The organism is Thainema salinarum CENA647, from assembly GCF_057732415.1.
This window is the reverse complement of sequence record NZ_JBYJZJ010000022.1, coordinates 3981327-3994358: the sequence shown is the minus strand read 5'-3', so window position 1 is coordinate 3994358 and position 13032 is coordinate 3981327. Positions and strand designations below refer to the sequence as shown.

Annotated in this window: 10 protein-coding genes; 8 read left to right on the top strand and 2 right to left on the bottom strand. The window is 52.5% G+C overall.

Annotated features, from left to right (window positions below; genetic code table 11):
- The first annotated feature begins 84 nt into the window (after window positions 1-84).
- The 4 genes from AC286M_RS24340 (at window position 85) to AC286M_RS24325 (ending at window position 4780) form a co-directional block, all read left to right on the top strand.
- Entirely contained in the window at window positions 85-789 is a 705-nt protein-coding gene (locus AC286M_RS24340; protein WP_488206857.1) for a Crp/Fnr family transcriptional regulator, read from the top strand.
- A 142-nt stretch (window positions 790-931) separates the two neighbouring features.
- Window positions 932-1468 carry a universal stress protein gene (locus AC286M_RS24335; RefSeq protein WP_488206856.1) on the top strand — a complete coding sequence of 179 codons (537 nt, stop codon included), beginning with the start codon at window positions 932-934 and terminating at the stop codon, window positions 1466-1468.
- A gap of 67 nt (window positions 1469-1535) precedes the next feature.
- Window positions 1536-2528: a mechanosensitive ion channel family protein gene (locus tag AC286M_RS24330; protein ID WP_488206855.1), complete on the top strand. Its 993-nt coding sequence runs from the start codon at window positions 1536-1538 to the stop codon at window positions 2526-2528.
- Between the two features lie 65 nt (window positions 2529-2593).
- Entirely contained in the window at window positions 2594-4780 is a 2187-nt protein-coding gene (locus tag AC286M_RS24325; protein ID WP_488206854.1) for an ATP-binding protein, read from the top strand.
- A 111-nt stretch (window positions 4781-4891) separates the two neighbouring features.
- Here the strand turns inward: AC286M_RS24325 and AC286M_RS24320 are convergent, their stop codons facing one another.
- Window positions 4892-8491: a hypothetical protein gene (locus AC286M_RS24320; protein ID WP_488206853.1), complete on the bottom strand. Its 3600-nt coding sequence runs from the start codon at window positions 8489-8491 to the stop codon at window positions 4892-4894.
- 47 nt (window positions 8492-8538) lie between these two features.
- On the opposite strand from AC286M_RS24320, the gene AC286M_RS24315 reads away from it, so the two are divergent.
- Both AC286M_RS24315 and AC286M_RS24310 read left to right on the top strand, forming a co-directional pair.
- Window positions 8539-8847, top strand: a complete 309-nt coding sequence (locus tag AC286M_RS24315; RefSeq protein WP_488204683.1) for a transposase — start codon at window positions 8539-8541, stop codon at window positions 8845-8847.
- Between the two features lie 44 nt (window positions 8848-8891).
- Window positions 8892-9392 carry a transposase gene (locus AC286M_RS24310; protein ID WP_488204684.1) on the top strand — a complete coding sequence of 167 codons (501 nt, stop codon included), beginning with the start codon at window positions 8892-8894 and terminating at the stop codon, window positions 9390-9392.
- Between the two features lie 736 nt (window positions 9393-10128).
- On the opposite strand, the gene argS is transcribed toward AC286M_RS24310, so the two are convergent.
- Window positions 10129-11886, bottom strand: coding sequence for an arginine--tRNA ligase (gene argS / locus AC286M_RS24305; protein WP_488206852.1), 1758 nt, complete (start codon window positions 11884-11886; stop codon window positions 10129-10131).
- 87 nt (window positions 11887-11973) lie between these two features.
- On the opposite strand from argS, the gene mug reads away from it, so the two are divergent.
- Together mug and ybaK are read left to right on the top strand one after the other, a co-directional pair.
- Complete coding sequence (gene mug / locus AC286M_RS24300) at window positions 11974-12522, top strand: G/U mismatch-specific DNA glycosylase (RefSeq protein WP_488206851.1); 549 nt, start codon at window positions 11974-11976, stop codon at window positions 12520-12522.
- Between the two features lie 9 nt (window positions 12523-12531).
- Window positions 12532-13023, top strand: coding sequence for a Cys-tRNA(Pro) deacylase (ybaK, locus tag AC286M_RS24295; RefSeq protein WP_488206850.1), 492 nt, complete (start codon window positions 12532-12534; stop codon window positions 13021-13023).
- Window positions 13024-13032 lie beyond the last annotated feature (9 nt).

Sequence of the window (13032 nt, the reverse complement as noted above, 5' to 3'; positions counted from 1 at the left end):
AGATTTGCCTAAATTCCGCCGCTTGTGGAATTTGAGTAGGTTACTGGGGCTTTGACCCATATGACTTGATGGTGCAAACACCTCATGGACGATCGATATAATTCTCGCGATGCTAATTCCGGTAAAGAGCTGATTCGCTCAGCTCCATTTTTTGCTGACTTGCCAGAAGAAGCCGTCGAGCGAGCAATTTTCCATGTGGTGATGCGCAGCCATCCTGCTAACCAAGTCATCCTGCTGGAAAATGACTGGGGCAGCTCCGTCTACTTCATCCTAGAAGGCTGGGTCAAAATCCGCACCTATAACCTAGACGGCAAAGAAGTCACACTTAATATTATTGGTAAAGGTGAGCTGTTCGGCGAAATGGCTCCGCTAGATGAAGTACCCCGCTCAACGGATGTAATCACCCTCGCTCCCACGGTGATTGGCAATATGCCCGCTCAAGATTTCGTCCATCTCATTCACTCGGAGCCGCTAGCCGGTATTCGATTGGCTCAGTTAATGGCGCGTCGTCTCCGTCAGGTCAACCGACGGCTACGACTGCGGGAATCGGACAGTATGTCGCGGGTCGCCGATATCATTCTGTTTTTGGCGGATGGTCAAGGCAAACAGGGAAATGAAGGGGTGGAAATTCCCAATCTGCCGCACCGTGAACTCAGCAGCTTGAGTGGTCTAGCGCGCGAAACCGTCACCCGTGTCTTGAGCAAGCTAGAGAAAAAAGGCTTAATCACCCGCGATCGCGATATCCTCTGCATTCCAAATATCGACGCCCTAGAGCGCCTGCTGGTCTAACGAGATTGCTGATTGTGATTAATCATCAAGAACTGTAGAGCGGCGTGAATATCTATCAGCAACGTGCGATAGCGTTAAGTTAGAGGGTCGAATTCTCCCTCTCTTCGCCACGGCTGATGTTGCTATAGGGAGTAACGTCATTATGGAAATCAACCGGGTTTTGGTTGCGCTCGACCAGTCTAATCAAGCGCAGACGGTGTTTGAAGAAGCATTGAAATTAGCAACGAGTAACAATGCGGCTTTATTGATCTTTCAGTGTATTCAAGATGAACTCAGCTCCTATTCGATTGGGCTAACCGAGCAGTTCGGTATGTCGCCTCATCTGTTTGAGCAGGCGTATCAAACCCGCGCGGCTCAGGTTGAGCAGCAGGTGCAGGCAACACTGAATGTCCTGCGATCGCACCAGCGCACTGCAACGGATGCTGGACTGATTGCGGAATTTGATTACAAGATGGGCGACCCCGGTAGCTGGATCTGTCGGATGGCGAAACAGTGGAACGCCGATGTGATTGTGATGGGACGGCGGGGTCGCAGTGGTCTAACCGAAGTCTTCTTGGGCAGCGTCAGCAACTATGTGCTGCATCATGCTCCTTGCTCAGTGTTTATCGTGCAGCCGCCACCAGTTGTTGAATCCCCTAATCACAATATTGAGTCAACTGAGACAGCATCTGTTGGTTAACGACCTGCGATAGATTCATCAAAACGGCATTTTTCCTACAATCGGGGCGATTCTCACAGATTTAGGTATGAATGCCGAAAATTCCGTAACAACAGCTTGGGACAAGGCTCAAGCCATGTTTGATGGTTTGGTGCTGCTCTTGCCCAACATCATCATTGCACTGGTTGTTTTTGCTTTATTCTTTTTCATTGCGATCGCAATCCGGCGGGCGGTTCGGCGGCTGACCCGGCAGCGACAGCAGGGACGCAACCTGGGATTAGTACTGGGGCGACTTAGCCAGGGATTGATTCTACTCGCTGGCTTATTTGTTGCCCTCTCCATCGTTTTTCCCTCCTTCCGCGCCGATGATTTGGTGCAGCTTTTAGGAATTAGCGGAGTCGCCATTGGCTTTGCCTTCCGCGACATTCTACAGAACTTTCTGGCCGGGATTTTGATTCTGCTGACTGAGCCGTTTCAGATCAACGACCAGATTATTTTTAACGACTTTGAAGGCACGGTCGAAAATATTGAAACTCGCGCTACCACGATTCGCACCTATGATGGCCGCCGCGTTGTAATTCCCAATGCGGAACTGTTCACCAACTCCGTCACGGTGAACACCGCATTCGACAATCGTCGCTTGGAATATGACATCGGCATTGGCTACGGAGACGATATCGCCACGGCTAAGCGACTGATTTTAGAAGCGATTCGCAGCGCCCCAGATGTGCTGAGCGATCCGGCTCCGGATGCCCTAGTCGTCGATCTAGCGGAAAGTACCATGAATATTCGAGCCCGCTGGTGGATTCGGCCACCGCGCCGCGCTGACTATCTGGATGCGCAGGATCAGGTGCTAACTGCGATCGCAGAAAAGCTAACGGCCAACGGCATCGACATGCCCTTCCCGACGCAGCAAATTCTCTTCCACGACCAGACCGAAGAAACCGATGGCGATCGCACGCGTCAGCGTGAGGGTTGGCCTGCGGGTTCGGGCAAGGCACCCCGGCCCCGCTCCATTAGCGACGGGCTGCATCAGCTCGCCTCAGTGAGTGAAGCAAACGGCAATGGTAATGGGAGTTAGCGGCGTAAACGGCATGGGAACTTTATCAGTAGCTAGAGCTTAATAAATTTCCCGCCGTTTCCCTCATGAACCCACAGCAGTCTCCCAAACACAAAGCGTTTCCACTCCAGCTTGTGCTGGTTGTTCCCTTCGTCCTCCAGACCTTTGCAGTCGTTGCTTTGGTTGGCTTCCTGTCGTTCCAAAATAGTCAGCAAGCGGTTAATAACTTGGCGGATCAGCTCATTAGTCGCACCAGCGATGTCGTCAATGAACACCTAACGTCTTATCTGGCCGTTCCGCAAACGCTGAATCAGATCAATGCTGATGCGATTCGTAGAGGTTTACTGGACGTGCGCGATCGCGAAGCTGTGGGTCAATACTTCTGGGATCAGATGCAGGCCTATGACCTGACGTACATCGGCATTGGGTTAACCACGGGTGAAGGACTGGGAGCCGCCCGGTACGACGGCAAAACGATCACAGTTGAGGACTGGACGGCAACGCTGCCCAACAACGTGACCAACTACGCCGTTGACGATCGGGGCAATCGGGTTCAAGTAAACGGAAACTGGGATTGGGATAATTTCAATGAACCTTGGTATCTCGAACCCGTAGCCGCAGGTAAACCGATTTGGGCCGAGGTGGTTACGGCCAACTTTCCCACCGGCCCCTACATCACAGCCTCGGCGAGTCGCCCCATCTACGATGGACAAAATCGTCTGCTGGGCATGATCGCCACGGATATTCACCTCCTAAAGCTGAGCGATTTTCTAGAGAACGTAGCGACCAACCAGAGCCAGTCGGGCCAGATCTTCATCGTTGAGCGGGATGGCAACTTAATTGCAAGTGCCGGGACAAAAAAGCCGTTTACACTCATTGGTCAAGACATCCAGCGGTTGCAGGCGGTTGACAGCCCCGATCCGGTTATTCAAACCATTGCCAAGCATATTCAAAGCTCTGACGGTTTTCAATCGATTGCTCAGGGCACCGACTTCCATATTGACGTGCAGGGAGAACCCTATTTTGTCCGGGTAAATCCGTGGCAAGACCAGCATGGACTTGATTGGCTAGTGGTGACCAGCGTGCCGGAAAGCGCCTTTATGGCTCAGATTAATGCCAATACGCGCACCACCATCCTGCTCTGCATCGGGGCATTGGTCGTTGCTTCGGTGATGGGTGGGTTTACCTCCCGCTGGATTGCCCGTCCGATCTTTCGCCTGAATCAAGCTAGTAAAGCAATGGCAGCAGGCGATCTCGATCAAACAGTTGAAACCAGCCAGATTCAGGAACTCAACACCCTGTCCAGTTCCTTTAATCACATGACGGGGCGACTCAACGAGCTGTTTACCGCGCTGGAGCACAGTAAAGAAGAACTCGAAGATCGGGTCGAAGAGCGTACCGCAGAGCTGAAAACGACGCTGGCCGAGTTGCAGCGGACGCAGTCGCAGGTAATTCAAAGCGAAAAAATGTCGAGTCTGGGGCAGTTGGTGGCTGGCGTTGCCCATGAAATCAATAATCCGGTCAATTTCATTCACGGCAATTTGGCCCACGTGCAGACCTATACCCAGGACTTACTTAGTTTTATTCAGCTCTATCAGCAGCGTAATCCCCATCCGGATCCCGAAATTGACATAGTGGCTGAGGAGATTGATCTGGAGTTTGTGCGGGACGATTTGCCCAAAATGCTGGCCTCGATGAAGCTGGGCACCGATCGGATTCGTCAGATCGTGCTGTCCCTGCGCAACTTTTCTCGTATGGACGAAGCAGAATATAAGGCGGTTGATATTCATGACGGCATCGACAGCACGCTGCTGATTCTGCAGCATCGCCTCAAAGCCCACCCGGAACGGCCCGAAATTGAAGTGATCAAAGACTACGATCCGCTGCCGCTGGTGGAATGCTATGCCGGACAGCTCAACCAGGTGTTTATGAATATCCTGGTAAATGCCATTGATGCGATCGACGAACAGATTGCTCGACGTACCTATCAAGAGCGGAAGGATCATCCGGGTCGAATTACCATTCGCACATCAGTTGTGGATGCCACCTGGATCGAAATTGCGATCGCAGATAACGGCGGCGGCATTCCAGCAGCGGTGCAGCAGCGCATCTTTGATCCGTTTTTCACGACGAAACCTCTGGGCAAAGGAACGGGCATGGGCATGTCAATCAGCTACCAAATCGTCACCGAGCGCCATAACGGCAAACTAGAGTGTTTCTCAACTCTTGGGGAAGGGACGGAATTTGTTGTTCGCATTCCACTGCGGCAGTAGGTTGCTTAGGACTGCGAATTAAATAGCCTGTAAACCGTTCCATCCGTAGGGACACGGCATTGCCGTGTCCCTACCCCAAATATTGCACCTTATTGAATCCACGCTCCTGAATTAACTCCAGTTTTCCAACTCCTCACCCCAGTCTTGTACTAAGCTAGCCACCTGCTCGCGGCGTGTCTCAAAGGTTGCCGCGATCCAAATGAGCAGACTGCCTACCCCAATACCAATCAGCCACTTTACAAACGGATAGATGCTATTCAACACAATTAGCTGATCGATTACCGTTAGCCCCAGGAACAGCGTGCCCGCATAGAGCCACGCCCGCGTTCGCAGTGCTAAGCCAGCAAATACCGCTAATAGGCTAGCAATGCCGAGGGGCAGGCCGCTCCAGGGTTCGTTGAAGAATGCGGTGATGAAGACAATGCCAATGCCAGCTAGCCGCAGGAGGTGGCGTATGATACGGCGACCGGGTGATTGTAGGGCCGGATCAATTTGAGCGACATAAATCAGCGAGAGTCCGACAGGCAAAACATAGGCCAGCGGATCGTCAATGGCAGCGCGATCGCACTGTCGCCAAATCAGCCAGTCAATCAGCGCCACCGATAAGTAGGTCAGCCGGATGCGTTCCGCTTGGCGGGCCAGCAGGACATAGCTAGCGGCTGCGATCGCTAAACTAATCGAGTGAATTACCTCTGCCGTGGTGATCACCATGCCAACTGGAAAGAGCAGCGCAAAGCGTCGCCAGGGAGTTTCCGACCAGCCCCAGCGCCGCCAGCTACCGCTGTAGATCAGAATGGCCAGCACACCTGCGATCGCACCTAACCAGGGCTGGAGAATCCGCAGTTCGGGAGCCATCAGCCGAATGTCAATACCAAGTCCCACAAGGGCGATGAGTCCGGTATAGACCCAGAGTTCATCCGGTGGAACGGTAGCATTGGCAGAATTGATATCGCAATCGGCTCGATGCACCAAACGGCCTTGTTCCAGTGCATAGACGACCAGAGCTACACCAACTGCGATCGCAAGTCCGCGCAGTTTAATGCCAGATTCCACCACAAATCCGGCGGACAGGATCATCAGCAGAATTCCGATGACCCAGTGCAGGTGAGTGAGCAATTGAATATCAGCTCGCTCCATTGCCAGCCAGCGCGCCAAGCCCCGTTGCAGCAGACGATACAGGCCAACAATGACCACTGCCACTAACGCCAGAATCACCATGCCATCGGCAGGAGAACCGCCTTCAGCCAAAGAAAGCTGGTAGAACACCAATTCATACCAGCCCAGCGTCAGACCAATCAGCGCCACCCACTTCAACCAGCGGTAGTTTAACTGCCGTCCGACGCCTACGCCAATCACGGCAGCGACTACGGTGAGCAAACCCGTCCAGGCCGTAAAATCTTCTGACCTCAGTGCGATCGCAATCAGCGCAAACAGCAGCGGCGAAATAAACCGAGATCGCACTTGCATTCGCATTCCCTGTCGCCCGACAATAGAGAAAACGACAAATAGCACGCTCCCCAACGCACTATTTGCGATCGCTAAATCCAGTATGTCGCCGCCGCCAATATGCACCAGTTCCGCCAGCAGCAGTTCACCCGCCCAGCTCATCACGTAAGGCGAAACGCTCCACGTTTCCCGCCAGGTACGCCCAATGATCGCAACTAGCAGGATTAGAAACGCCGCCACATAAGTCAGCGAATCACCACGCTCACCCAGATACAGCCAAGCCACATCGGCGGTTCCCATGAGCAATAGCACCCCGCTGAGGCCGATTGCCCAGAGGTCAACTGCGATTCCATAAACCTGTAGCTGTAGACCGACCGGACGTTCAGCCCAACGGATTGCCCAGCGCTGAACCGCAGCCCAGATCAGCCAGAAGAAACCAACTGCGATCGCACCCAGTAATACCCAGATTGGCCGAGCCGTAATCTGATCCCACAGAACGCTGATACCAAAGGCTAAGCCAAAGCCCACCGTCAATCCAGCCGCCCAGCGGGAGGCTAACCAAACGGTGTTCATAATCATCAAGCCTGTGGCAAAGAGGAGAGATTGCGATCGCGTTTCTGGAAATTCAAACGTCAGCAGCGGCAGCAGAACAACGGCCAATGTGCTTGCTAATGCCCAGCGATGCCGATATTCTGGCCTTTCTCGCACAGCTAATGTCGTCAAACCAAGGGGAATCACGAGCCAGAGAAGTTGCCATTGGGGAGCTAAATCCGTCGCTAATAGCAATATCTCTCGCCGAACCCACAGTAATAGGTAACTGATGATAGCTAATGCAGCACCAATTCCTCGGCCACTGCGTCGCCACTCTAAATAGTTGCGGCCTTGGCTCCAAATCCACTCAAGGATAGCTAGGCTCAAGTATAGGGCAATCCACTCTACCTCGGGTAGCTGCGGCTCAAGATAGTTCACCAAACTGATAATCGCTAGAACACCGACAATCTGGGTAGTGTAGATACCAAGCTGATAGGCAGCAGTTTGGCGCTGAGTGATGATGCCCAGGAGCAGTGTGGAAACAATTAAGTTGATGGCTAGAGTTAACGGATCAAGCAGGCTGATGAGCGTTAGTAGCCCGCCCAAACCAATCGCAAACCAATCAGCCACCGAAACCAAATGCTGATGCTGCCGCCGTTTTAGCCAGCGGCCTGCTCCGACAATTAGCGCGACGTATGGCAAGTAAACCACACCCAGCAGCGCAAAGGCATAGTCAACCTGCGCTAGTTCAACTAGGGTGTCTCTGATGCTGATTTGAACTGGATCAGGAACGCACTGCCAGATTAGGATCGGCAGTTGTAAACCAATCAGCAGCAAGAAAATCAAATCCCGCCGTGCCCAAGTTAGGCGAAGCGATTGAACGACCAGATGTAAGCCCAATCCGCTAATCGCAACCGCTTGCCAAGGTAACTCTTCAACCGCCATCCCCCAGGACAGTAATAGGATGATGCCGCCGATCAAGCCCCAGATTTGAATTGAAGTGGATGCTCGCCGCGAAACATGAGTTGCACTTTCAGTGGTCTGCTCAGCTGTATCGCTAGGAGTCGTGGTTGCTGAGGCTGCGATCGCACTCTCTTCCGCCTCTCCTGCCACTCCAGCTACTATCACCTTGAGCGCTTGCGTCTGATGCACCAGCCAGCCTAACCCCCAGCCCACAATGCCCAATGCGAGACTAATCTGCTGAATCTCTACCGCTTGAGTTGATAGGACACGCAGCACGAGCAGGCCCAGGGCATAGAGCAGGATCAGCGTAATTCGATTGAGGGGCGAAACGGTAGCATTCGACTGTTCAAACGGCTCCGTTGCAGTATCGATACTGACAGTTGGTGAGCGCTCTTGCCTGACGGTACGAATGAGCGCCAGCGTACCTGCGATCGCACCTCCGTATACGGCCAATAGGGGAATACGCTCTACCTGCCAGCCCCACTGCAACAGGCAAAGACCCAGAACGACGATAGTGCAGACCAAAGGAGCCTGTAGCTTGTGTCGATACAGGTAAATCACCACAGCGGCAAGGATGACAGTTGAGATCGCAATCGTGCCCAGACCAAGAATGCTCTGCCAGAGGTTGAGCTGATCCATTGCCCAGAAGTTGACGGGCACCAGCAGCAGCGTTAGAAACAACAGCGTGCGCGACGTGAGCTGCAAACTAGCCTGTCGGCTCGTCCAGTAGTAGCTGCCTCCAAGCACCAGTGTATAGAGCTGATTTGACATCTTTATAATTAGACTTGAAGAAGCTAAACCTCTTAAACCGAACAACGATGAGCTATTCGAGCAGCCTGAGTGATACAGAATGGGAGATTTTTGAACCGCTGTTGCTCCAGATGTTACCCCAGAAAAAGCGAACCCGACCGTGCAATTGGAGCAAACGGGCAATCGTCGATGGCATTCTGTACCAACTCAAAAATGGCTGTAATTGGGAAGACTTGCCCAACGACCTTCCCCCCTCCTCGACGGTCTATTGGCACTACAAACAGTGGCGCAATGCTGGAGTGTTTGAGGAGTTGATGCGAGTGCTCCATGAACAGATCCGTGAACAAGTTAAAAAAAATCGAAGTGGACGACTCTGATCATCATTGATTCACAAGCGGTCAAGAACACCTGCACCGCTAGTGTGGACTCCAAAGGGTTCTGTTTCTACAAAGCCACCAATGGGATTAAACGGCACCTGGCGGTCGATACGCTGGGGTTCCCCTTCTTTACCCACTGCACCAAAGCCAATGTTTCCGATGATGTCGGATTGATTGAGATGCTGACCTTGAACATTGACTATTTCAAGTCAAAACCGGTCAATATTCCCAAGATCACCATCCTGCTTGACCACGGCTATCATATCGATTTTCTCATTACAGAACTGGAGAAAATTTATCCCCAGATCATGACGAAAATCCGGTTTCAGTTGTCAACTAAGCCCTCCAAGCAAGAAAAGGCCGCACAAGGGAAATCTGGTTTTGTTCCGGCGGTTGCTCGTTGGGTGATTGAACGCTCCAATGCCTGGATGGAGCGCTGTAAAATCCTGGTTAAGAACTTTGAGAGAACCTTGGACAACGCCACGACCAAAATTAACCTCTGCTTTGTCAGGCTAATGCTTAAGCGCCTTGCTGCCTCTCCTTGAGATCTCAAATGGGTTCTATAGGCCAGCAGGACGGCGTACTGACCCGCTGCACTAAACTGAGACCACTGACTAGCGGCGAGTAGAGCCGAAGACAGCACCACCAGCACCACACCAATGCACAGCAGCCACACGACGCTCAGTTCAGCCATCAGGGACTGGGTAATCTGCGCCCAGCGGGGTGGTTGAATCGGCTGGATCTGCGATCGCGCCTGCTCTGCACCAGCATCTGAACCAGTTGATCCAGCAATCAGTTTCTGACGGCGACGGTCACGCCTGAAGCGTCGGGCGGATTGAGGATCTGGCTCATCGACAATAAATTGCCCACCGACTGTCGTTGCTGCCTCCAACTCCGCTGCGCTGAGCACTAAGACGTTATCGACATCCTCGACACTTGCCGCTTGAGCGATTGACACAGGACAGGATAGCTGCGTAGCTGCCAGTTGCCGTAGCTCTGTCTCTGAGATCCAGCTCAGCTGAACCAAAGTATCCAATCCAGCCAACAGCGATGGATCATCGGCTTCTACGGATAGTTCCAAACGAATCAGCGGGGAAGAGTCTGAGGAGGACGCCATAGGGCAATTATGTGACAAAATATGTCAGCAAATGGGAACATTGTGCCCCCAATCATGCCCTGATTTTCCTCTGACGGCTTATCTTATCTGTGCCAATTTAACAATTGTGTGGAGTATCCCGCTCTGGTCAGTGCAGCTCTGTAGCGCTAGCCAGTTCGGTAGTTCTACATTCGCTCCAGGGTTGGAATGCCCAGCAGCGAAAGCCCCAGCTTCAACGTTTTTGCCGTTAGGTGACAGAGCACCAAACGCGAGGTGCGCTGCGGTTCGTCAGCCTGAAGGACAGGACAGCGATCGTAGAACTGGTTAAACTTCTGGCTCAGCTCAAACAGATACTGGCACAGGCGATTGGGCAGCAGTTCTTCTTCCACTAAGGCCAGCACCTCATCCAGTTGCAGCAAATGCCGCGCCAACGCAAACTCAGTTTCATCTTCTAGCTGAATCGGATAATCCTCTGGCAGCGCTGCAAAATCAATCTCGCCCTTGCGGCTAATGCTCTGAATTCGCGCATAGGCGTAAAGCATATAAGGAGCCGTATTGCCCTGGAGCGCCAGCATTTTGTCATAGTCAAAAATGTAGTCCGTTGTCCGGTTTTGGCTGAGGTCAGCGTATTTAACCGCGCCGATACCAACGGTTTCAGACACCTGCTCGATGAATTCTGGCGATTCTTGGCGTTCTTCAGCTTCGATCCGCTGCTGCAGATCCTGAAGGGCATGTTCGACGGCTTCATCGAGTAAATCCTTTAGCCGCACCGTATCGCCAGCACGGGTTTTGAACTTCTTGCCATCCTTACCGCGCACCAGACCAAACGGGACGTGAATCAGCTCAACGGATTCTGGCACCCAGCCTGCTTTTTGGGCCACTTGGAAAACTTGAGCAAAGTGATTGGCTTGACCTGCATCTACCACATAGATAATCCGCTCAGCACCGTCCTGCTGAGTCCGATAGCGAATGGCGGCCAAATCCGTCGTTGCATAGTTGTAGCCACCGTCCGACTTTTTGATAATCAGTGGCAGCGGATCGCCTTCCTTATTAGTAAACCCGTCCAGAAAAACGCACATCGCGCCCTGATCTTCTACCAGCAGTTCTTTCTGATCTAGATCCTCGACAACATCAGCCAGCAGTGGGTTGTAGAAAGATTCGCCCCGCTCCTGTAGCTCAATATCTAGTCTGTTGTAAATTTCCTGAAATGCCTTGCGGGACTGTTCACAGAGAATCTGCCAAGCCTGATTCGCTTCTTCGTTGCCGGACTGGAGTTCAACCACCGCCTGCCGCGATCGCAACTGAAAATCTTCATCTTCGTCAAAGCGCTTCTTGGCTTCTTTGTAGAACGCAACTAAGTCACCAATGTCAACGGCTTCCGGTGATGTCAATGCCTGCGGGCACACGTCCCGCAAATGGGTGATCAACATACCGAACTGAGTGCCCCAGTCGCCAACGTGATTGAGCCGCAGAACATCGTGACCGACAAATTCCAGTGCTCGTGCGATCGCATCGCCGATAATCGTCGAGCGCAGGTGGCCGACGTGCATTTCTTTAGCGATATTGGGGCTAGAGAAGTCTACGATTACCTTCTGCGGCTGCTTTGTGGGTGGAATGCCCAGACGTTCACTCTTGAGCAGATTTTGCAGCTGGCTGACCAGATAGTCCGTCTTGAGCGTCAAATTGATAAACCCCGGCCCCGCAATTTCCGGCGGTTGGCAGCAGTCGCTGACATCGAGATTTTCGACAATCGCCTGAGCAATATCGCGTGGCTTTTGCTTCAGCGGTTTCGCTAATGACATCGCCACGTTGGCCTGATAGTCGCCAAATTTAGGATCTTTAGTGGGCACCAAGATCGGATCGGTTCCGGCCAGTTCATCGCCAAAGGCCGCAACTAAAGCTTGCTCAATCCGGTTTTTCAGCAGCGCAAGGGTGGATAACATAGAGCTTTGATTCAACAGGTCACTAGCAGAACACCGTCCATCATATTAAAACGTTGGTTAGACATCTTCCGCTACTAAAAACCAATAATGAAGCTATCGAAACCGACTAAAGCCGATTTAGCTGCTGCCTATGGTCAAACGTTGCCAGATATCATTGCACCCAACTTAAACGTGTTGTTTTGCGGTATCAATCCTAGTGTATATAGCGTTGCGGTGGGGCATCACTTCGGTCGTCCCGGTAATCGCTTTTGGAAAAGTTTGCACGCCGCTGGCTTTACCGATCGGCTGTTGTCCCCAGCGGAAGACGGTGATTTACTCTCCTGGGGCTATGGGCTAACCAATGTGGCCGATCGCGCCACTGCCAGAGCCGATCAGCTTGATCTGCAAGATTTTCAACAGGGCCGAAAAACGCTCACGGCCAAAGTCAAGCGCTATCAGCCAAAGTGCCTCGCCATTCTGGGCATCACCGCCTACCGCGCCGCCTTTGAACAGCCTAAAGCCGTCATGGGACAACAAGATGTAACCATCGGTGACACCATCATCTGGGTCTTACCCAATCCTAGCGGCCTCAATGCTCACTACCAACTTGACGACTTGAAACGAGTATATGGAGAATTACGGCTAGCCATAGAGTGATATCAGTTCATGAAAACCAACGCCGCTCGCCTCCTAGACACCCTCAGCATCGAATACGAAATCCTCGAATACGAAGTCGATCCGGATGATCTAGCCGCAGAAAGCGTAGCCGCAGAAAGCGTAGCCGAGAAAGTGGGACTACCACCGGAGCAGGTGTTTAAAACGCTAGTTGTGCGGGGCGATCGCAATGGGATTTGTTTCGCTGTCATTCCCAGCAACACGGAACTCGATTTGAAGGCATTGGCCAAAGTCACGGGCGATCGCAAAGTTGAAACCGTCTCGCTCAAAGAAGTGCAGCCGCTGACGGGCTACATTCGCGGCGGCGTGACGGTACTGGGCGCAAAAAAAAACTATCCAGCTTATGTGGACGAAACGGTGTATTTATTCGACAAAATCGCCGTTTCCGTCGGCAAGCGGGGCGGCATGCTGTACCTGTCACCGGATGATTATCTGCGGGCAACCGAGGCGAAGACAGGTGCGATCGCACGTGAAAAAGGGTAGCTTTACGTT